Here is a 21624-nt window from a genome sequence, read left to right as displayed (position 1 = left end):
TTTGTGGTACCATATCGGCCATTTTTCTGCGAAGTGGTGTGATTTTACGCCCTTTTTCAAATTTTAGGAGTCATTGTGACAGATAAATTTACAAGTGTTGAGCTGCAAGCGAGTTACGGTATTGGTCTTCAAATGGGCGAGCAATTGCGCGCCAATCCTTTCGACGGTTTAGATATCTCAGCCGTACAAGAAGGCCTAGCGGATGCGTTTAATTTGCAGCCAGCCCAAGTAACTAACGACGTACTACGTGAAGCATTCAACGAAATTCACCAACGCATGCAAGCTGCCAAAAATGAGCAGTTTGCTGAAGCTCAAGAAGAAGGTGTTGCTTTCTTAGCTGAGAACGCAAAGCGTGATGACGTAACGGTAACTGAGAGTGGTTTACAGTACGAAACGGTTAATGCTGGTAACGGCGAAACGCCGACTGCTGCCTCAACTGTGCGTGTTCATTATCATGGCACCTTATTAGACGGCACTGTGTTTGATAGTTCTTATGACCGCGGCGAGCCAGCAGAATTTCCAGTAGCCGGCGTTATCAAAGGTTGGACTGAAGCGCTTCAACTTATGCCCGTAGGTACCAAGTTACGTTTGTTCGTTCCACATGACCTAGCTTACGGCGAACAAGGTGCAGGCGGTGCAATTGCTCCGTTCAGCACACTCGTATTTGATGTTGAGCTGCTTGATATCATTGCGTAAATAATATTACGTATTTGAAAAGCCGGTTCGCCGGCTTTTTTTGTGCCTAATTATCGCTGAACCGACCCAAAGGGCATAAAAAGTTCAGGGTTTAACAAACTGTTAAAACATCTTGTTGCATTTTGCTGGTAAAATAAGCGGTTATTAATGCTGTTGTGTAAAAATTGAGGAAATTGAATGATTGATCTAACAGGCAATCGTGACAGTAATGTCAAAAACGATGTGCTATCTGGTATCACGGTTGCGTTGGCCTTGGTACCTGAAGCGGTTGCGTTTGCTTTTGTGGCGGGAGTCGAACCTATGGTGGGGCTTTATGCTGCTTTTATGATGGGCTTGATTACGTCAGCCATTGGTGGCCGCCCAGGTATGATCTCTGGTGCGACAGGCGCAATGGCCGTAGTCATGGTGGCACTTGTTGCACAGCATGGCGTGCAATATTTATTCGCTGCGGTATTACTGGCGGGCTTACTGCAAGTCTTAGCTGGGGTGTTTAAGCTCGGCAAGTTTATTCGTTTAGTACCGTACCCAGTTATGCTGGGGTTTGTAAATGGTTTAGCTATCGTGATCTTCTTGGCCCAATTGGGTCAATTCAAAGTAGTTAATGGACTAGGCGAACACGTTTGGATGCAGGGCAGTGCGATGTACTACATGATTGGCCTTGTTGTTTTGACAATGGCAATTATTTTCTTGCTGCCTAAATTAACCAAAGCGGTACCTGCTTCGTTAGTGGCTATTGTTACTGTGACATTATTGGTGCATGGCTTAGATTTAGAAGCTCGTACGGTTATCGATTTCGTTAGAGATATGCTTCCTGCGGATCAAAAAGCTGGGGCGACATTAGCTGGTGAGCTCCCTACATTTGCTTTTCCTGTTGTGCCCTTTAACTTAGAAACCTTGTATATCATTTTACCTACCTCGGTTATTTTAGCCTTGGTTGGCTTGATTGAATCACTATTAACGTTGTCATTGATCGATGAAATGACCGATACCCGAGGTAGCGGTAACCGTGAATGTGTTGGCCAAGGCGTAGCGAATACAGTTAATGGCGTCTTTGGTGGAATGGGCGGTTGTGCCATGATCGGCCAAAGTATGATTAATATTAATTCTGGTGGTCGTGGTCGCTTATCTGGTATTACCGCTGCATTGGTTTTACTTGGTTTTATCTTATTTGCAGCGCCGCTGATTGAGATGGTTCCGTTAGCAGCATTGGTTGGCGTAATGTTTATCGTAGTGATTGGTACGTTTGAGTGGGCGTCGTTCCGAATTATTCGCGGCGTAAACAAAGAAGATGCTTTTGTATTATTCCTTGTTACAGCTGTGACGGTTATTGCCGATTTAGCCATTGCGGTTATCGTTGGTGTTATCGTTTCTGCATTGGTATTTGCTTGGAAACACGCAAAACATATCTCAGCAAAAACCCATACTGACGACGACGGTTGGAAGGTATACGAGCTGCAAGGTCCGTTGTTTTTTGGTTCAGTCTCTTATTTTAAAGACTTATTTGATCCGCAAAATGATCCTCAAGAGGTAGTCATTGATTTTAATGACTCGCGGGTATGGGATTCGTCAGGCGTAGACGCCATTGATTCACTCGCTGACAAATACCAAGAACAAGGCAAAAAGCTGCATATCAGGCATATTTCGACTGAGTGTCGAGCATTAATGACAAAAGCCCAAGGCTACGTGGAAATGAATTTGAATGAAGATCCACGCTATAAGATTGCGACTGACAAACTAGGTTAATCACTTAGTTCAGTACTAACAAAGCGTAAAACTAAAAAAACCGCTGAGGTCATCCTTAGCGGTTTTTTTATATGAGATTAGAACATCTCTAGTTCGTCAGTTTGAGACATGCCCAGCTCTCGCAATTCTTGCCGCAGCTTGTAGTGGTCATGAATTGTTTCAATTTCTCTCCACTTCCTTTTTGTTGTTTTTGTTTTACTTGGGCGGGATTCGTTATCAATTACAGTTAATAATTCAGATGTATCCATTGAGATCTCCATTATTATATAATGTATAGCATTGAAATCTTTGAACTTTCCATTCGCTATTAATACGCAAAGTTCAAATAATATTTACCATAGGCAGGACTAAAATAGAATGTTTTTCTTAACTTTTTATTAACGTTTGGTGAAGTTTTTTTGACAGTAAAGACTGTAATATGAGCAACCGTGCGGGTTCTAAGCGCTATTTTGCTAAATTAGGCAGTTAATAATTATTTTCTGCTAGAGCGTATTTTTAGCTATTTATAAAAATTAATGAGGTGTCATGGCACAATAATCTTGAGTACGAGCATCTTGCCTCTTGATTAATACCTTAATGTTGCCATGCTACGAACAAATAACCTGAAGTAGTAATGTATATGGAAATAGTTTGGCTTTTATTCGCCTTTGTTGGCGGATTAAGTATGAAGCAATTAGGCTTGCCGCCGCTGATTGGGTTTTTAGGCGCCGGCTTTTTACTCAATTACTTTGGTTATGAAAGTTCAGAAAACCTGCAATCATTAGCAGACTTGGGTATCACTCTGATGCTCTTCACTATTGGCTTAAAACTGAATATCCGCGACTTGCTCAAGCCAGAAGTATGGATAACTAGCGCTCAGCATTTGCTGATCTGGGTATTGATGGTAACAGGTATAATGTTCGGTATAGGTTATCTGGGTTTATCGTACTTAGCTGATATGTCGTTGCAACAAGCCGCCTTACTTGCCTTTGCTTTAAGTTTTAGTAGCACGGTTTGCGTGGTGAAAATACTTGAAGAAAGTGGCGAGATGAAAACGCGTCACGGGAAAATAGCCATCGGCGTACTCGTTATGCAAGATATCTTCGCTGTGCTATTTCTTGTCTTTGCTGCGGGTAAAACCCCTACTTTATGGGCATTTGCCTTGTTCGCGCTGTGGTTCCTCCGCCCTATATTCTACCGCCTTATTAACAGCGCTGGTCATGGCGAGTTATTGCCCTTAACGGGCTTTTTGTTTGCATTAGGTGGTTACCATTTATTTGACTTAGTGGGTGTGAAAGGAGATTTAGGTGCGTTAATTATGGGTATGTTAATTGCCCCACATGTTAAGGCGTCAGAACTCAGCAAGTCTCTTTTGAGTTTCAAAGATTTATTTTTAGTTGGTTTCTTTTTATCCATTGGGTTAATCGCTCTGCCAGACATGGAAATGGTCATGGTCGCATTACTGCTGTGTGTATTGGTACCCCTTAAGTTTCTGCTATTTTTCACGACCTTTGTGCAATTCAAACTACGAGCCCGTACTGCTTACTTATCCGGTTTGGTGCTCAGTAACTTTAGTGAATTTGGTTTAATCGTAGCGGCATTAGCGGTGAGCTCCGGTTGGTTCAGCCCTCAATGGCTAGTCATTATTGCGCTTTCTGTATCGTTTTCTTTCATATTTACCAGCTTACGTTATAAATCAGCCCACAGTCAGTACCTAAAACTTAAATCTTTGCTGCGTCAGTATGAAAGTAACGTTAGGTTAAAAGAAGATATATATCAACAACCTGAAGGGGCGAGCGTATTACTGATTGGTATGGGCCGAGTGGGTAGAGGCGCGTTTAGCGCACTATCCCCTTCGTTAGGGGATGAACTCTGTGGTGTCGACGCTGACCCTCAGCGGGTTCGAAAGCTTCAAGATGAAGGTCTAAAAGTGATCGTAGGTGATGGAGAAGATGCCGATATGTGGGAAAATGTTGATACCACAGACGTCAGACTTATTCTATTAGCATTACCGTCTATCGACGATACTGCACACATTACCCAACAGCTTAGAGTGGCCGAGTACCAAGGTAAAATAGCTGCCATCGCTCGCTATGACGATGAAGTTGAAAAGCTCATGTCTACAGGTACAGATTATGTGTTTAATATGTTTACCGAAGCGGGAGCGGGCTTAGCGGAAGAAAGCTTACGCATGTTAAGCGGCGAAGGTGAGTATGAGGTGGCCAAACCTCTAACATAAAGGCTTTTATTAACATTGAAGTGCGACACACTCTATTACGTTATGCATAGGGTAGGTGTGGCTTGTGCGTGCTAGCATCTTCGGTATTGATTGTGATTATTACACTACGTTGTACCGAGTCGTACTCAGTATAGGTAGCATTAAGGGCGATAAATGAAAATTTTATATATGTTGGTAGGCGTGATCTTTAGTTTGTCGTTAGCGGCCAAACCATTAGACGTAAAATCGTTAAGTTATAACGCGATATTAAGTGACGTACAGTATCCGTTCCCAGTACAACATTTTGCGCTTGATTCTCAGGGCCAATTGTTAGATATGGCATATATGTACTTACCTCCTACTGACAATAAAGAGGTGGTGGTCTTGCTACATGGCAAAAATTTCAATAGCGCTTATTGGCAGTCCACAGCTAGCTATTTACACAAACAGGGCTATGGCGTGCTGATGCCTGATCAAATCGGCTTTGGTAAATCATCGAAACCCCTTGATTATCAATACTCATTTGCTGCATTGGCCAGCCATACCAAAGCACTGATGTCATCTCTAGATATAAAACAGGGGATCATTTTAGGGCATTCTATGGGGGGAATGCTAGCCAGTCGCTTCGCATTACTCTACCCAGAAAGTACCGCGAAGTTGTTATTGGTCAATCCGATTGGTTTAGAAAATTACTTGCTCTATAGCCAATACAAGGATGTTAGTTTCTTTTACCAGCAAGAATTAAAGAAAAGTGCTGAGTCTATTCAGGCTTACCAAAAGAAAAATTATTATGCTGGAAACTGGAATCAAGCGTACGCAAAGCTAACCTACTTTTTAATTGGGCAAGTTCAAGGGCCTGATAAAGACATTATTGCTCATGTGAATGCATTGACTTATGACATGATATTTACCCAGCCTGTCATTGATGAGTTTAGTCATATAAAAGTGCCTACACGGTTGATTCTGGGCACGCGAGACCGGACAGCCCCAGGTCGAAATTGGCAAAAAGCTGCAACTACTTATGAATTGGGCCGTTATGATAAGCTCGGAGAACGCGTGGTGCACACGTTACAATACGGCAAGTTATACCAATTATCTGGCTTAGGACACTTACCGCAAATTGAAGATTTTGATCGCTTTAAAGCGGTGCTAAACGAAGCTTTAAAATAGTTGAGTTTGTTTGCATGTTACCGCTAGCTTAGCGTTTAGCTAGCGGTAATGGTACGAAAGGGATTAACTAGGAAAAGAAAAACTTGCTCCTTCTCTCACTCCACTTGAAGGCCAGCGTTGGGTGATGGTTTTTCGTTTTGTATAGAAACGGACGCCATCAGGCCCATAAGCGTGAAGGTCACCAAATAATGAGCGTTTCCAGCCACCAAAGCTATGATACGCAACCGGTACAGGTAAAGGGACGTTGATACCCACCATACCTACTTGAATATGGTCTGAGAAATAGCGAGCTGCTTCTCCATCTCGGGTAAAGATACATGTGCCGTTACCGTACTCATGATCATCAATTAACTGCATTCCCTGCTGCATATTGTCGACTCTAACGACTTGCAACACCGGGCCGAATATTTCTGCTTGGTAGCTTTCCATAATCGGCGTGACGCTATCAATTAATGTCGCACCAATAAAAAAACCATCGCTATAACCGTCTACTTGTATATTGCGTCCATCCACAACAATTTTGGCTCCCTGGCGCTCAGCGCTGGTAATAAAAGCTTCTACCCTTTGCTTATGTTGCTTTGTAATCAGTGGCCCGAAATCGTTACTTGCGTCTTGATATGAGCCGACTTTTAATTCACTCATGGCAGCTTGCATTTTAGAGACTAACTGATCAGCTGCTTCGTCACCCACAGCAACGACAACAGAAAGTGCCATACAGCGTTCGCCTGAAGAGCCAAATGCAGCCCCTAACAATTGATTGACTGCATTGTCCATATCGGCATCAGGCATTACGATCGCATGGTTTTTGGCTCCGCCTAAGGCTTGGCAGCGCTTGGCGTTGGTGTTAGCGGTAGTATAAATATATTCAGCAATTGGCGTAGAACCTACAAAACTTACCGCTTTAATACGTTCATCGCTAAGTAATACGTCCACTGCTTCTTTATCACCATTGACTACGTTAAAGATACCATCCGGCAAACCAGCTTCTTTTAGTAATTGGGCTAAATACATTGCGCAACTTGGGTCACGTTCAGAAGGTTTTAAAACAAACGTATTGCCGCATACGATGGCCAATGGAAACATCCATAAAGGCACCATGGCAGGGAAATTAAACGGAGTAATACCCGTTACTACCCCAAGAGGCTGAAATTCGCTCCATGAATCAATGCTGGGGCCGACATTTTTACTGTGCTCACCTTTTAAAAGGTGTGGGGCTGCGCAAGCAAATTCAACATTTTCAATACCACGTTGAAGCTCTCCGGCAGCATCGTGACTAATCTTGCCGTGTTCTTGACCAATTAAAGCTGTTATATGCTGTGCATTCTCTTCTAGCAGGTGTTTAAATTTAAACATGACCCTTGCCCGTTTACTGACAGGGGTGTTACGCCAATCTGCAAATGCAGTTTGGGCATGTGTTATTGCTTCTTCTACTGTGGTTTTGCTAGCTAATAAAACAGATTTTTCAGCGTTTCCGGTGGCAGGATTGTACACACTTTGTGAGCGTCCTTGAGGGGTAATGGTTCTACCATTAATGAAATGACCAATTGTTGTCATAGTTTAATCCGCTTTAGCTGAAATTTGTTGATAGCTGCGCTGGTGGTATATAAGTGAGCCTGCCGACGCATTCTGAGAAATAGCAACGACTTCACAGTACATGACGTCATGTGTTGCCACACTATGTTTGGCTATCACGATGCAATCAAATGATACCGCTGCGTTACTTAGTATTGGTGAGCCGGTGGTTAAGGTCTCCCACTCCCCATTGGCGAAACGATCGCCCATAGAGGCTTTACCTCCAAACAGGTTCGATAGATTGTCTTGACCAACGCCCAAGGTATTAATTGCTAATGTGTTGCAATCTTTAAAGGTTTGGTACACAGATGCATTTCTGTTCAAGCACACGAGCATGGTTGCTGGGTTGTCACTAACGCTACATACTGCCGTTGCGGTAAAGCCTACTTTGCCGCTTTTACCTACAGTGGTCACTATGTTCACAGCCCCAGCAAGGTTAGCCATTCCATCTTTGAAAGCTTCAGGTGAAATACACATTAATTCGTTGGGTTTTACTTCACTTAACGCGTTCATAAGCTGTCCTCTTTTTAGTTTGAGTTATTTATATCACTTTACATGCTTGTTCAAAGTCCAAGCGAGGTAAGCGTTTGTGTGCTTTGTCTTTGTTACCAAATCCTATATTCAGTAAAAAGTTAACTTTCCATGTGGTGTCCCCAAAGAAGGTTTCATTTAAAAGTGTTGGGTTGAAGCCTGACATGGCACCTACGTCTAACCCTAGTGCTCTTGCAGCGCAAATTAAATAGCCACCTTGTAGCGAACTATTGCGCATTGCGGTTTCGTATGCGGCCTCAGGACTAGATGTAAACCAGCTACGTGCATCGGCGTAGGGAAACAATGTCGGCAGTTCTTCATAAAACGCTTCATCATAGGCAACGATCACAGTGCATGGTGCTGTCATGGTTTGCTCTACATTGCCACTCGATAAGCAAGGTTTTAGTTTTTCTTTGCCCTCGTCAGAGCCAATGAAAACGAAGCGTCCTGGGCTACAGTTCGCAGACGTCGAACCGAATTTTATTAGCTCATAGAGTTGCTTAATAATACTCTCAGGCACGGGGCTATCGTGCCAGGACGTATGGGTATGGGCTTGGGTAAAAAGCTGCTCTAAAGCTGTTCTTGATAGCTGGGTTGTCATGTATTTATTGTCCAAAAGTGAGTTGAAGTAGTAGGCATAATAAATGCCATTAAAAAGTCTCTAAGTGCTTTAGGAGTGTATTGTTAAAATCAGTGGGAGTGGTCACCGAGCAGGCATGCCCTCCATAATCAAAGAGGACTAATGTAGCGTGAGGTAATGAGTCCGCTAGCCACTGTGAGCGCTGCCAGGGCACTAATATGTCATCTTTATTGGCGATGACTAAGGTGTTAACCGTTAAGGAGGCCAATTTATCATCAATGTTAAATTGGCTAAGTGCGTTAATACGGGCCAGTAAATTTGTCTTGTCAGGAAAGTTGGCCAATAAGTGTTGCTCTTCTTTCTCTAACGTTTGGATATTTCCTACTATCCAATCTGGTGGATATAGGATCAGCGCCTGAGTCTGCAGATATACGCTGTGAGAACAGTTATCTAATATGGCTAAACGAATATTAAAACAGCGGGTGGTATGCGGGTTAGGGCTACTCCAAGCGTTGACCAATACCATACTGATGACTCTTTCAGGAGAGCTAGCTGCAATGTGCAAGGCGACTAATCCTCCTAGCGCGTGACCGATAATATGGCATTTGGCTATATGCAGTTCATCAAGTAAGGCGATTAACTCACTTGCCATTGATGCGATTGAGTAATCGTGTGCTAATTCTGCGGGACTTCTGCCGGTTCCTAAATGGTCGTATATGAGCACGCAATACTTTTTTGTTAACGCTGGCAGCTGAGACTGCCAAAAATTGGCAGAGCCACCTAAACCCGAGCTCAACACTAACACCGGGGCGTCAGCGGCAGCTAATCCGTGAATTTCATAATACATATTACTTGCTCATACCAAATTGAACGGCGAGAATGAGTGCATTTTCAGGGGTTAACCAATATGCGCTACAGTAGCAATTTCAATGAGTGCATCGGGTTTTACCAAGCCACATTGAATACAGTATCGAGCTGGTTTTTCGCCAGGAAAGTATTCTGCATATACCTTATTGATAGCCCCATAATTTGCCCAATCGGTGAGCAATAGGGTATTAAATGTGACATCTTCCATGGTACCTCCTGCCTCTTCGACCACTGATTTTATGATGTCTAGAACATGGCGTGTTTGAGCTTCTGCATCACCCACATAAACCACGTTGTTTTCTTTATCAAAGGGCAAAGTGCCAGAGACATATAAAACATTGTCTGCCATCGAGCCCGGAACAAAAGGGGCTAATGGTTTACCTGTTCCTGGGGGAATTATCGATTTTTTACTCATTGCTATCACCTTGAATTGAGTTGGGTTGGGCCGTTTTCTCACAAACCACGGCACAGAAATCATCAACGGTTGAAACCCAGCCAAAAAAGGTTTCAATGTTATACAAAGAGGCCTGTTGAATAGCATCAGAGCCTGCTTGATAGGTGGCATCAGCTAACAAGACACCAAAATATTCGAGAAAGAAGCCGTCACGCAAAGTGGACTCAACGCATACGTTCGTCGCGATACCGGTAAAAACTAAATTGCGAATACCACGGCTACGTAACATGCTGTCTAAGTTGGTATTGAAAAATCCGCTGTAACGGGTTTTAGCAATCACAATGTCAGTATCCTGAGGCGTTAATTCATCGACTAACGCATAATCCCAAGTTCCCTTTGCCAACATGGTGCCCATTAGATCTGGGTTCTTACGCATGGTTTTTAATGCGTTCGACTTGTACCAATTCGGTGAGCCAGGGCCTCCGGCTTCTGTGTATTGAGGATCCCAGCCATTTTGAAAAAATATCACCGGCATGCCCGCTTCACGCGCTAGCTTCACGACTTGTGCTGTTTTTTCAATTACCGGTTTGGTGCGAGATACATCAAACCCAGCTTTGTCCAAATAGCCATTTTCACTGGCATACGCATTTTGCATATCGACTACAATGACAGCTGTTTGCTCGATATTGAGCGCTAGGGGCTCTGGTTTAGCTGAAAGAATAACCGCGTTTTTTTGTTTTTCTTGATAGTAACCAGCGACGTCAAAATGTGCTTCCTTGTTCATCAGGCCACCGCATCAGTAAGGTGTTGTCTAGATTTCATTAGAGGTTGAATTTTGGTGCCGTAGTCATCCATTCCTTTAATAAAATCGTCAAACGTCAGCAGCACGCCTTGGCAGCCGGGTACGGTCGCTATTTCATCTAACATTTTCGCCACCGACTCGTATGAGCCAACGAGTGTGCCCATGTTAAGATTTACTGCAGAGGTGGGATCTGTCATGTCTCGTACGTTGGTGTCTTTACCTGACTTCTTATCAGCTGCGCCTTGATTGGTCATCCAATCAATGGCATCTTGATCTTTGCCTTCTTTGTACATTTGCCATTTAGCCATGGCTTTTTCGTCAGTACCGTCAGCGATCACCATAATTAACACAACTGAGCTTACGTCACGGCCAGTTTCTTCGGTGACTTCTAGCAAGCGAGCGGCAGTCGGCGCAAACGCTGTAGGGGTATTGAGGCCTTTACCAAAGCAAAAGTTGTAATCTGCGTGTTTGGCTGAGAAGGCCATGCCTGCAGTGCTTTGACCCGCACAGATAATCGGAATTTTTCTTTGGGGTTTAGGTAGCATGTGGCAATCATCCATCTGAAAATGCTCGCCTTTAAAGTCACTACGGCCTGTGTCCCATAATTCTTTTACCACTTTAATATACTCATCTAAGTACTCGTAGCGATTAGAGAAGAATTCATCACCCGGCCACATACCCATTTGTGAATACTCAGGACGTTGCCAGCCTGTGATTAAGTTAACGCCAAAACGTCCGTGGGAAATAGAATCGATAGTCGTCGCCATACGCGCCATGATCGCAGGCGGCATTACTAAAGTTGCGGCTGTCGCATAAAGTTGAATTTTTGACGTTACTGCGGCCAGCCCAGCCATTAAAGAAAAAGATTCTAAGTTGTAATCCCAAAATTCGGTTTCCCCGCCGAACCCCCTTAGCTTAATCATCGACAGAGCAAAATCTAACCCATATTCTTCTGCTTTAAGCACAACTTCTTTGTTCAAGTCGAACGTAGGTTTATATTGAGGAGATGTTTTTGACATCAGCCAACCGTTATTTCCAATAGGAATAAATATACCTACATCCATTTTTGCCTCACTTATTTTTTAGTTAATCGTGCCTAACCTGAGTTCGATCTCAAATTTTGATGTCGTATATTCTAAAAAGCACAAAGTAGACCAATAAATAAACAGTATGAAAAACAGTCAGTTAAATTGTTTTTTAAAATCAAAGTGGACCGAGTGGTCCATTTTGGAGCATGTAGTGCGCTAAAAGTGAGCAATTTATCATCACTTCTGACTTTTCTTGGAAACACAGTGTTTGGGGAAATATGGATAAATTGATGGTTAGCTTATAGAATCGAACCCAATATCACTTCGCCATAGCGAATAAGACACTGAAACCCGAACAAGCTACCCGTAAATTTAGTCCAAGTGCGCAGCGTAGGCGCTCTGAGGCTGCTGAGCACAAACGCAAGCGGATTATGCAAGCTGCTTTGCTGCTATTTTCTCAAGGTGGAGTGAGTGCCACGAGTATCGAGCAAATAGCGGAAAAGGCAGATGTGTCTAAAACGAATTTACTGTATTACTTCAGTAGCAAAGAGCAGTTATACATTGAAGTCATTAAGCATTTGTTGGGTGTGTGGCTGGCACCGTTACATGGCTTCACCGTTGAGCAAGATCCTATTGTGGCTATTTCTGAATATATTAGAGTGAAATTAGAAATGTCTAGGGATTGCCCCGCAGAGTCTAAGTTATTTTGTATGGAAGTGGTTCAGGGGGCTCCTCTTTTATTTACTGAATTGGAGTCGCCCCTACACGATTTGATGGTAGCGAAAGTCGAGGTAATTAACGCGTGGATCGATGAAGGTAAGTTAGCGAAAATCGATCCCTATCACTTGATATTTAGCATCTGGGCAATCACCCAGCATTACGCAGACTTTAGTGTTCAAATAAAAGCGGTAACTGGCCAAACGTTGCAAGATCCCACTTTTTTCCAAAGCACTTTAGAAAACGTTCAACGTATTATTCTTGGTGGAATCGAACCGAGATAGCGCTAGCTCAAATCGACATGGTAACGTAACGCTGCCTAATATAAGGCATCGTTTTTAGTCAATTCGTCATATTAGCAACCTAGTGCGGCGGTTAAGCCACCCAACTTCCCTTCAACTGAACTTTCTTTATACGAAGCTAATGAGGGCATAATATTGAGTCCAGAGCGTGACTCTACTTCATCTACCGTCACTTCGGTGGAACAAAAATCATCAGCTCGGTTCGCATTTTGCTCCATAATGAATGCTGAAGCTTCTACCCAACCATTTACATCAGTAATAACAACTTTGAAGTATCCACTGGGAATGGTATGGGTTTCATCAGCCCCAGGTAATGTGCCAAATGTCCATTCATACAGGGGACCGGTGACGACATAAACGTCTTGTCCGCCAGCTACTATATTTCTGACTGCTGTCTCTAAATCAACCTAAGGGCCCTGATTTAAGTCTGAAGATTGGGGCGTAATATTTGATAAGTAATTGAGCATTGCCCAATCAGTGGTATTGCTAAAAGAAGCTAATGGAACTTGGTGCCCGCGATCGGTTTCTAACACAGCATTAGCATCAGTATAATCGTCGGGTTCAAGTGTTTCGCTTGAATCAATGCTGGGATCTGCACGCTAATATCGGGAGCGAGATGGGCCATTAATCGTTGCGCTCGTCACGTTATAGGCTACCCAGTCAGCAAACTTAGTATTTCCATTGTTGCTCATTGTATAGACTGAGCGTTCAATCTCTTGGCCAGTAACACCAGTGGGGCAATCATATACACAATTTGCTCCAAATATGGCACTACTCCAAAGAGATACAATGACAGCTGCGGCGGTTTTTAATTTCATGCTATTTCCTTGTGGTTTTGGTTGTTTTTCATACGGTTATACACAAGGATTGTGCCAAAAATATTACATCCGATTTGATTACGTCAGTCCCTATTTAGTCATACATAGATCCTCTGCGTACATACGATGTAAAAAAATCTGTATTAGATGTTTCAAATTATTAGTTAGCTTGCTAAGTAAATTTAAGTCATTATAATAGTTAGCATGCTAAGTAAATAAGTTGCAATCGAACGTAAAGTCGAGGCAACAGCAATATGAGATCGATATGTCAGATAAAAAGAGAGAGCACAGAACACTTAACAATCCTGGGATGGGTTGGTTGTTAGGGCGGGTATTTCGCTTGTGGCGAAGTGCTATATCTCAAACTGTTCAGCCAATGGGAATGACTGAGGCGCGCTGGTCGGTGATGATGAACTTAAAAAACATGGGAGAGGGGGCATCGCAACATGCCATGGCCACCGAACTCGGAATAGAAATGCCATCTCTAAATCGTACCGTTAATCAGTTAGAGAAGCTTAATCTTATTGAACGGCGTGCCCATCCGAGTGATGGTCGATGTAAGTGTTTATGGTTTACCAATGAAGGAAACACTTGTATGCAAATGTTAAGTGGCGGTGTGGATTTGGTACGCACGGAGCTGACAAACGGAATAAGTGACAAAGAACTGGATACGGTTTATAGCGTGCTCAAAAGAATTGAGCACAACGCCTGCACCATGCTGCACAAGAAAAATGAAGGAGGAAAGTAGTAATGGCTCCTGACCAAATGTTTAAACGCTGGGTACATATTGCCCTAACGGTGTTTATGTTGTCGTTTGTCTACTTTTTAGTCGCGGATCTATGGATGCCGGTCAGTACTCAATCTCGCGTGCTGCATCCAGTGGTGAATGTGTCATCAAAGGTCAGTGGGCAAGTTGAATCTGTATACGTGCGAAATAACCAACAGGTTGACGTGGGTCAAGTGCTATTTAGTTTAGATAAACGCCCTTACGAGATAGCGGTAGATAAAGCCGAGTTGTTGGTTGAAAGTGCGTCGCAAACAAATTTGCAGTTAGATGCATCTATCGCTGCGGCAAAAGCACAAGTATTGGCATCGAGAGCAGATGTAGACGAATTAAAGCTTGAGGTAGAGCGAGTTGAACACTTGATCAAGTCGAATACTGTGTCACGTCAGCTATATGATCAAACTAGAGCTAACTACCGTGCGGCTAAGGCGAAATTGGAGGCGGTACAAGCTGATGTGATTAAATTTGAAGCGCAACGAGGCAAAAATGGTGACGCTAATTTACGCCTTCGTCAAGCTCAAAACACCTTACAAAACGCACAGTTACAGTTAAATTACACGGATGTACGGTCACAGGTGGCAGGGCAAATAACCAACCTGCAATTGCAGCCCGGGAATTATGCGCAGGCAGGTTTGGCTGTAGCAGCGATAGTCGTGGACAAAGGCGACATAGTGGCGGATTTTAGGGAAAAATCGTTGAGCCATGTACAAATTGGCGATGAGGCCTCAGTCGTATTTGATGCGCATCCAGGTGACGTGTTTACTGGCAAGGTATTGGCTATCGATGCGGGTGTCAAAAATGGTCAAATCAGTGCTGACGGTTCACTAGCCAATCCAGAGAATTCTGACCGCTGGGTGAGGGACGCTCAATATATGCGTACCCATATTGTTTTACACGAGAACCTACAGTTACTTCAGACCCTGCCATCAGGTGCTCGGGCGACAGTGCAGCTTCATCCTGTGGGTGGTTTAGCCAGTTGGTTAGGTACGCTGCAAGCCCATGTGATCAGCATTGTTCACTACATTTACTAGGCCAAACTGATGTTGAAACCTCTATTAAGGCTGCCGTTTATCCGCAAAGGTAGCGTCAGTCGCCCAGCGCATCGAGCACTCATTGGGAATGAAGTTCGCCAGTGTTTACGGGTGGCATTTGGGGCAACACTTGGCTTTACGATTAGTAAACTCATGGATTGGAATTACGGTACCTTTTTTACTGTATACCCCATGCTAATTCTGGGCTTGGTTCCGATCCTCAATGCGCACATTATTCGTCAGTTTTTGGCAAGTGCAGCATTAGTCACCGCTTTTGTATTTGTTGTTCAAGGAATGTTTGGCGACCAGCCTATACCCATGATCATCACGGTGGTGATGATTTTCGCTTTTATGTTCCGTTGTATGTCAAATGGAGCGAATTTTTTATTTGGTGCAGTAGGAGTGGTCGGTTTATCGATGCAACTGCACTTTGCCAGTTACAGCACTGCGTCAGTGAGCGATCTGGTCATGTCAAATGTCGCTGCGAGCATATTGACTGTTTTTGTGGCGATGTTCATGCATTTAATCTTCCCCGATGTAGAAGCGCGTGCCAAGCCTCCTGTTGTCAGCAAACCGGATAGTAATCGTCGACATGAAGTGATATTAGCGTCCATGGTTGCAACCTTGTCATTTATTGTATTTCAAGTACTTGATTTGCAAGATTCCCTGTCTGCTCAGGTATCATCGGTACTGATCTTGTTCCCTTTAAACTGGTATGGGGCAGGCCGCGCAGCGCTCAATCGTGCTATCGGTACATTGATAGGCTGTAATATCGGTTTAGCTTGGCAATTCGTGTTGCTCGACCATAGTGGTATTTTATGGTTTGTGAGCATTGCCTTGTGGATAAGTGTGATGTTGTTTGCGCGCTATCATATGCTTGAGGGCGGGGGATCTGGTGCGGGTTTTGGTGCTATGACGACCATGGGTATCTTGTTCGGACAGTACTTATCACCGCAACAGGATTTAGTTTACAATGCGTTGTATCGTTTTACATCAGTTACCGTATCAGTGGCAGCCACGTTAACAGCTGTGTATCTTATGCATCGTTTCCTTAATCAGTTTGTTACCACACGTTTTGTTTTGCCTAATTCTGCACCTTGAAAAATTGCCTTTCACTTAAAAAAAGAGACCATAAAGGTCTCTTTGTTTTGCATTATGTTAACAGAGCATTCATTAGCTGTTTGCTTGTCTAAAGCGGGCAATAAGCGCATTGGTAGAACCATCAAAATATAAGGCCGCATCTGTGTTAACGATTTTATCTAATACTTGATTCCCCAACTCTTTACCGAGCTCAACGCCCCACTGATCAAATGAATTTACACCCCATATTGCCCCTTGTACGAACACTTTATGTTCATACATAGCCACAAGTGAGCCTAATGTTTTAGGATCTATTTGTTCGAACAACAAGGTATTACTTGGCTTGTTGCCTGGCATCGTTTTGTGGGTCGCTAATTTAACGCGTTCAGCTTCTTCTAAGCCTTTGTCTGCAAGATCCGCATAACATTCATCGAACGTTTTACCCTGCATCAAAGCTTGGGTCTGACCAAAGCAGTTAGACGCCAACATTGCGTGATGAGTATTGTCTTGATCAGCTACATTCAATGGCAACATAAAGTCAGCAGGGATCAAAAGGGTGCCCTGATGAATTAGCTGGTGGAATGAGTGCTGACCGTTAGTGCCTTCGCTACCCCAAATAATAGGTCCTGTAGCATAATCGACCTGCGTTGTATCGCCGCTGATGCTCTTACCATTACTTTCCATGTCCAATTGCTGAACGTAAGCAGGAAAGCCACGTAAGTAATGGTAGTAAGGTAAAAGCACATGGCTTTGAGCACCAAAAAAGTTAATGTACCACACACCCAATAACGCGGTGATCATGGGCAAATTCTGTTCTGGGGGCGCGGTTTTAAAATGCTCGTCCATGGCGTAAGCGCCTTCAAGCAATTGACGATAATTGTCGTAACCCATAGTCAGTGCGATAGGTAAACCAATAGCAGACCACAGTGAATAACGCCCGCCAACCCAATCCCACATGGGGAAGATGTTTTCTTCAGCCATACCAAAATCTGTTGCGGCTTTAATGTTCGACGAAACTGCAATGAAGTGCTTGGCTATGTCTTGTTGGGTACCACCGGCCTTTAAGAACCAGTCCTTAGCGGTTAAGGTATTTTGTAGGGTTTCTTGGGTAGTGAATGACTTAGAGGACATAACCACTAACGTTTCTTCGTGGTCAAGACCTGCTAGCACATCTTGAATGTGGCACGCGTCCACGTTTGCTACAAAGTGTACTTTTACGCCGTCAAACCAATAAGGTTTAAGGGCTTCAGACATGATTTTAGGGCCCAAAAACGAACCACCAATACCGATACTCACTATCTGTGTTAATGCTTTACCAGTGTAGCCTTTGCGTTCGCCGCTATGAATACTGGCAACGAAATCTTTGATTTTGTCTTGGCAAGCCAATACTTCTGGCATGACATCTTGGCCGTCAACATAGACTGGCTGGCCCGAAAAGTTACGTAAAGCCGTGTGCAATACTGCGCGGTTTTCAGTGTGATTAATGATATCGCCTTTGAACATAGCGTCACGCTTTTGTGCGACTTGGCTCTCATCCGCCAGCGAGAACAACGCTTTCATCACATCGTCAGTGACCAGGTTTTTTGAGAAGTCTAGCTCGATACCGCAGGCTGTTTGCTGATATTTGCTGGCGCGGTCGCTGTCGTTAGCGAACCAATCGCGCATATGCTGTTGTTTAACATCATCAGCTAAAGAGGCAAGTTTTTGCCAAGTAAGGGTGTTAGTCAACGCAGTCATGCAGGACTCCTGTAAGATTTAATATCAATTTTATAAAGTAAAAAAAAGCGCCTAACTAGACGCTCTTTTCATAATGCCTGTATTACAGGTAGCTTTTCAACAGCGTTTCGAGCTTAACTTGGTCTGCGGCAAAGTTACGGATACCTTCAGACAGTTTTTCAGTGGCCATCGCATCTTGGTTCATTTCCCAGCGGAAAGCTGCTTCATCAAGTGGTTGGCCGGCTTTTTTAGTTGCGCCGTTGTCTTTTAACTTAGTTTCAAGAGGCGCATCGCTGTTAGATAACTCTTCTAGCAAACCAGGGCTAATCGTTAGACGGTCACAACCAGCAAGCTCAGTGATTTCACCAATATTACGGAAACTTGCGCCCATGACTACGGTTTTATAACCATGCTCTTTATAATAGTTATAAATTTGCGTTACAGATTGCACGCCAGGATCTTCACTTGCTGCGTATTCAGTCTTACCTGTTTTCGCTTTGTACCAATCTAAAATACGGCCAACGAAAGGTGAAATTAGGTAAGCACCGGCTTCAGCACAGGCTTGAGCTTGGGCAAAACTGAACAACAACGTCAGGTTACAATTAATACCTTCTTTTTCTAAATGTTCAGCAGCTTTAATGCCTTCCCACGTAGAAGCTAGTTTGATCAGGATACGGCTTTTATCGATGCCCGCATCTTTATATAACGCGATTAGCTTGTGAGCTTTTTCAATGCTGTTTTGTGTATCGAACGATAGACGGGCATCCACTTCAGTAGAAATACGACCAGGCACGATATTAACAATATCTGTGCCTATGGTAACTGACAATTTGTCGCCAGCGTCTATGATTTGTTGGGCAGCGTCATCTGACTGCTCTTTAGCCCACGCAACGGCGCTTTCTAGATGCGAGCGATATTGCTCCATTTCTGCAGCTTTAAGCAACAAAGAAGGATTGGTAGTGGCATCAACAGGTTGATATTTCTTGATTGCTTCAATGTCGCCGGTGTCGGCAACGACTGTGGTGATATCGCGTAACGCTTGTAACTGATTGGACATGCTAACCTCGAATTCGTTATGTTGTAAAATTACAACATTTTAATCAACAAATGTATATGCTCTCAGACTATTATTGGGGGGTGATCACGTCACAATCAATGCCGTTCATAAATTAATTCTTTATGACAGTAATGCCGTAATAACTGAGATCGGGTGTAAACAAACAGGTAGCATAGGATATAACCGTTGTCCTGCATACGCGAGTAAAACACCCACAATGTCAGCAAAAATAACGCTAATACAAGAAGACATAAATCTTTTGCAGGTTGATGCCATAGTGAGCACCACCTATTTAGAGGATCCACAAGGCCAGAATAGCGCTGTTCACGGCACTGATGGCGTGCGGGTAGAGATTGCTCAGACCACACCTGATGATCCATGGGTAGCGGGTACTGTTATTAAGCTCAAACTCCCCAGCGAGGCTAAATCTCTTGATGAGATCACAGCAGAAATTTACACCGGTTATTGTCAGGCACTAAGCAGCGCCGCAGCATCTGAACTGCGTAGCATTGCATTGGGCGTTATTGGCCACCATTCACAACCAAATAATAATGGCTTATCGACAGTACATCTTTGCCAATTAGCGATTACTGCTGTCAATGAGGCGTCGATTCAGTATGACAGTCTGCGAAAAATCATTATTTGTGCGCGAAATGAACAGGAATATGCGTGCTTAGTCGAAGCCTTACAGGGCGAGCAACTGCATTAATTTATATATTTTAGATGGGACACTTTCATATCTAAGGTAGAGCACGTCGCTTGTATTCAATTAAAGTGCCCAGCGTTTAAGGGGACGCATTAATAGTGATTAACTTTACTGATTAAGCCTATCTATTTTAATCGTTTGAGCGTTGGCGTCGTATTGGTATCATAACCCCAATTAATTAGGAATAAGGAACTGAGATGTTACTGGTAGTATCACCCGCAAAGAATCTTGATTTTGAGAAAATTAAAAACGCTCCGCCATTCACTCAGCCTGAGTTACTGGAGCATAGTAAGCAACTAATTGATCGCAGCCGCAAGCTGAGCCCCGCACAGATAGGCTCGTTGATGAAAATCAGCGATAAACTTGCTGGCTTAAATGCCGATCGTTTCGCTGCGTGGCACATACCGTTTACCGACGATAATGCCAAGCAGGCCGTATTAGCCTTTAACGGGGACGTGTATGGCGGTTTGGATGCGGCTAGCTTTAGCGATAAAGATTTTTCATATGCGCAAAAACATATGCGTATATTGTCCGGTTTATATGGTTTGTTAAAGCCATTAGATTTAATGCAAGCGTACCGTTTAGAAATGGGCTGCAAGCTTGACACTGAACGAGGCAGTAACCTGTATCAGTTCTGGGGTGACATTATCACAGAAAAGTTAAATCAAGCACTGGCAGAGCAGGGCGATAATATATTGGTTAACTTGGCGTCTACCGAATACTTTAGCGCCGTCAAGCCTAAGGTGTTAAACGGTGAAATTATTGAGCCTGTATTTAAAGATTTTAAAAATGGCCAATACAAAATCATTAGTTTTTACGCCAAGAAGGCTCGCGGCCTCATGGCGCGTTATATCATTCAAAACCAAGTGAGTGATGTTGCAAGGCTTAAGAATTTTGACACCGCGGGTTATCGCTTTAGCGAAGAGCAAAGCTCAGGTAATAAAATCGTATTTTTAAGGGACGAACATTAGAGCCACCATCGCTAAGTCCCAGTGGTTTTGGTCACTTTCAGCGATTGTTTTAAATAATGATCGCAGCCCAATTATTCCGATTTTTTATGGGTTTTCTCTGCGCAGATTTTCAAACAATGAAGGTTCCCATGGGCGCATTGCCATCAGTAGCCCAAAATGCTGCCGCTTACTCAGTGGTAGGCTCGCGTCTTCTTGGTTCAAAATTGCGGCCTCCTTTGTTAGTTGGTTGAGCTTGCGTTGTATAATGTCTACCGAGGTTTGAGAATAACGTCCTCTGAGATAGAACCGAAACGTCCAAGGCTCTTCTTTCTTTGGCGCCATAAACTTGACCATAACCTCACGCTCCATAAACCGCTCAAGTGGCCCTGCGGGGATCCATCTAAAGTCTTGAGCAATCAATGATTTGTAGTGGTTATTAGGCAGTAAATCGATAATTTTTATTCGATCTAACTTGGCTAATAGCTGAACGCACTCATGATTATTAATATCGTAGTATTGAATGATTTCATCAAATGTCCACGCATCGCGCACACAAACAGCCACAAGCAATAATTTGGTGTTTCCAAGCAACTCGTTTTCTTGCTCTTCGGTGAGTTGAGTGAGTTGCTGAGTTTGCTTTTGGGCGATGATAAACAGATCAGACAAACTCATCTGCAGAATTTCACAAATTTGCTCTAAACGGTCGAGCGCGAAGCTATTGGTCGAGAATATTCGCTTGATGTTGGCTTCGCTCATATTGAGTTTTTCAGCAATGTCTTTATAGGTGATCTGATGTTGACGCAGCAGTTGCTTTAAGGTGTTACTGATTTGACTGATCTGGCTCATAAATCCCTTTTGGTATCGTATTAATATACTTTTGGTC

Annotated in this window: 21 protein-coding genes and 1 pseudogene; 10 read left to right on the top strand and 12 right to left on the bottom strand. The window is 43.5% G+C overall.

Annotated elements, in window-relative coordinates:
- Positions 1-75: 75 nt before the first annotated feature.
- Both GQR89_RS17890 and GQR89_RS17885 read left to right on the top strand, forming a co-directional pair.
- On the top strand, positions 76-696 hold the full coding sequence (locus GQR89_RS17890; protein ID WP_158771308.1) for an FKBP-type peptidyl-prolyl cis-trans isomerase: 621 nt from the start codon (positions 76-78) through the stop codon (positions 694-696).
- Positions 697-873: 177 nt separating this feature from the next.
- Complete coding sequence (locus GQR89_RS17885; RefSeq protein ID WP_158771307.1) at positions 874-2439, top strand: SulP family inorganic anion transporter; 1566 nt, start codon at positions 874-876, stop codon at positions 2437-2439.
- A gap of 77 nt (positions 2440-2516) precedes the next feature.
- Here the strand turns inward: GQR89_RS17885 and GQR89_RS17880 are convergent, their stop codons facing one another.
- The gene (locus GQR89_RS17880; protein WP_158771306.1) at positions 2517-2687 is read right to left on the bottom strand and encodes a DUF3545 family protein; all 171 of its coding nucleotides are present in this window, start codon (positions 2685-2687) and stop codon (positions 2517-2519) included.
- 371 nt (positions 2688-3058) lie between these two features.
- Between GQR89_RS17880 and GQR89_RS17875 the strand changes: the two genes are divergently transcribed.
- A complete protein-coding gene (locus GQR89_RS17875; protein WP_158771305.1) occupies positions 3059-4657 on the top strand; it encodes a cation:proton antiporter family protein in 1599 nt (532 codons plus the stop codon).
- 153 nt (positions 4658-4810) lie between these two features.
- Positions 4811-5806 carry an alpha/beta fold hydrolase gene (locus tag GQR89_RS17870; RefSeq protein WP_158771304.1) on the top strand — a complete coding sequence of 332 codons (996 nt, stop codon included), beginning with the start codon at positions 4811-4813 and terminating at the stop codon, positions 5804-5806.
- A gap of 63 nt (positions 5807-5869) precedes the next feature.
- Here GQR89_RS17870 and GQR89_RS17865 read toward each other — a convergent pair whose 3' ends face one another.
- Genes GQR89_RS17865 through rutA form a run of 7 tightly spaced genes read right to left on the bottom strand, consistent with a single transcriptional unit; the run spans position 5870 to position 11616 of the window.
- Positions 5870-7360: a CoA-acylating methylmalonate-semialdehyde dehydrogenase gene (locus tag GQR89_RS17865; RefSeq protein WP_158771303.1), complete on the bottom strand. Its 1491-nt coding sequence runs from the start codon at positions 7358-7360 to the stop codon at positions 5870-5872.
- A gap of 3 nt (positions 7361-7363) precedes the next feature.
- Positions 7364-7891 carry a flavin reductase gene (locus GQR89_RS17860; RefSeq protein ID WP_158771302.1) on the bottom strand — a complete coding sequence of 176 codons (528 nt, stop codon included), beginning with the start codon at positions 7889-7891 and terminating at the stop codon, positions 7364-7366.
- 28 nt (positions 7892-7919) lie between these two features.
- Positions 7920-8510 (bottom strand): malonic semialdehyde reductase, encoded by a 591-nt coding sequence (locus GQR89_RS17855; RefSeq protein WP_158771301.1) that lies wholly within the window; start codon positions 8508-8510, stop codon positions 7920-7922.
- 49 nt (positions 8511-8559) lie between these two features.
- Positions 8560-9336, bottom strand: a complete 777-nt coding sequence (gene rutD / locus GQR89_RS17850; protein WP_158771300.1) for a pyrimidine utilization protein D — start codon at positions 9334-9336, stop codon at positions 8560-8562.
- A 51-nt stretch (positions 9337-9387) separates the two neighbouring features.
- On the bottom strand, positions 9388-9771 hold the full coding sequence (gene rutC / locus GQR89_RS17845; protein WP_158771299.1) for a pyrimidine utilization protein C: 384 nt from the start codon (positions 9769-9771) through the stop codon (positions 9388-9390).
- Positions 9764-10534 (bottom strand): pyrimidine utilization protein B, encoded by a 771-nt coding sequence (rutB, locus tag GQR89_RS17840; RefSeq protein WP_158771298.1) that lies wholly within the window; start codon positions 10532-10534, stop codon positions 9764-9766. Before rutB ends, rutC begins: the two co-directional genes overlap by 8 nt.
- On the bottom strand, positions 10534-11616 hold the full coding sequence (gene rutA, locus GQR89_RS17835; protein ID WP_158771297.1) for a pyrimidine utilization protein A: 1083 nt from the start codon (positions 11614-11616) through the stop codon (positions 10534-10536). The genes rutB and rutA overlap by 1 nt, the downstream gene beginning before the upstream one ends.
- A gap of 293 nt (positions 11617-11909) precedes the next feature.
- Here rutA and rutR point away from each other — a divergent pair, with 293 nt between their 5' ends.
- Entirely contained in the window at positions 11910-12581 is a 672-nt protein-coding gene (rutR, locus tag GQR89_RS17830) for an HTH-type transcriptional regulator RutR (RefSeq protein WP_158772316.1), read from the top strand.
- 71 nt (positions 12582-12652) lie between these two features.
- Here rutR and GQR89_RS17825 read toward each other — a convergent pair.
- A pseudogene (locus tag GQR89_RS17825) lies at positions 12653-13417 on the bottom strand (DNA/RNA non-specific endonuclease).
- Positions 13418-13682: 265 nt separating this feature from the next.
- Between GQR89_RS17825 and GQR89_RS17820 the strand changes: the two are divergent.
- Genes GQR89_RS17820 through GQR89_RS17810 form a run of 3 tightly spaced genes read left to right on the top strand, consistent with a single transcriptional unit; the run spans position 13683 to position 16333 of the window.
- Positions 13683-14165 carry a MarR family transcriptional regulator gene (locus GQR89_RS17820; RefSeq protein WP_158771296.1) on the top strand — a complete coding sequence of 161 codons (483 nt, stop codon included), beginning with the start codon at positions 13683-13685 and terminating at the stop codon, positions 14163-14165.
- A 2-nt stretch (positions 14166-14167) separates the two neighbouring features.
- Complete coding sequence (locus GQR89_RS17815; RefSeq protein WP_158771295.1) at positions 14168-15232, top strand: HlyD family secretion protein; 1065 nt, start codon at positions 14168-14170, stop codon at positions 15230-15232.
- 9 nt (positions 15233-15241) lie between these two features.
- Positions 15242-16333, top strand: coding sequence for a DUF2955 domain-containing protein (locus tag GQR89_RS17810; protein ID WP_158771294.1), 1092 nt, complete (start codon positions 15242-15244; stop codon positions 16331-16333).
- 72 nt (positions 16334-16405) lie between these two features.
- On the opposite strand, the gene pgi is transcribed toward GQR89_RS17810, so the two are convergent.
- Positions 16406-18049 (bottom strand): glucose-6-phosphate isomerase, encoded by a 1644-nt coding sequence (pgi, locus tag GQR89_RS17805; protein WP_158771293.1) that lies wholly within the window; start codon positions 18047-18049, stop codon positions 16406-16408.
- Positions 18050-18131: 82 nt separating this feature from the next.
- Positions 18132-19085, bottom strand: a complete 954-nt coding sequence (tal, locus tag GQR89_RS17800; RefSeq protein WP_158771292.1) for a transaldolase — start codon at positions 19083-19085, stop codon at positions 18132-18134.
- Positions 19086-19302: 217 nt separating this feature from the next.
- Between tal and GQR89_RS17795 the strand changes: the two genes are divergently transcribed.
- Together GQR89_RS17795 and yaaA are read left to right on the top strand one after the other, a co-directional pair.
- Positions 19303-19794, top strand: coding sequence for a hypothetical protein (locus GQR89_RS17795; RefSeq protein ID WP_158771291.1), 492 nt, complete (start codon positions 19303-19305; stop codon positions 19792-19794).
- Positions 19795-19988: 194 nt separating this feature from the next.
- Positions 19989-20762, top strand: coding sequence for a peroxide stress protein YaaA (gene yaaA / locus GQR89_RS17790; protein WP_158771290.1), 774 nt, complete (start codon positions 19989-19991; stop codon positions 20760-20762).
- Positions 20763-20846: 84 nt separating this feature from the next.
- On the opposite strand, the gene GQR89_RS17785 is transcribed toward yaaA, so the two are convergent.
- Positions 20847-21587 (bottom strand): helix-turn-helix transcriptional regulator, encoded by a 741-nt coding sequence (locus tag GQR89_RS17785; RefSeq protein ID WP_158771289.1) that lies wholly within the window; start codon positions 21585-21587, stop codon positions 20847-20849.
- Positions 21588-21624 lie beyond the last annotated feature (37 nt).

Source organism: Paraglaciecola sp. L1A13, from assembly GCF_009796745.1.
Classification (GTDB): domain Bacteria; phylum Pseudomonadota; class Gammaproteobacteria; order Enterobacterales; family Alteromonadaceae; genus Paraglaciecola.
The sequence above is the reverse complement of the archived record's forward strand: the minus strand, read 5'-3'. Positions and strand labels throughout refer to the sequence as shown.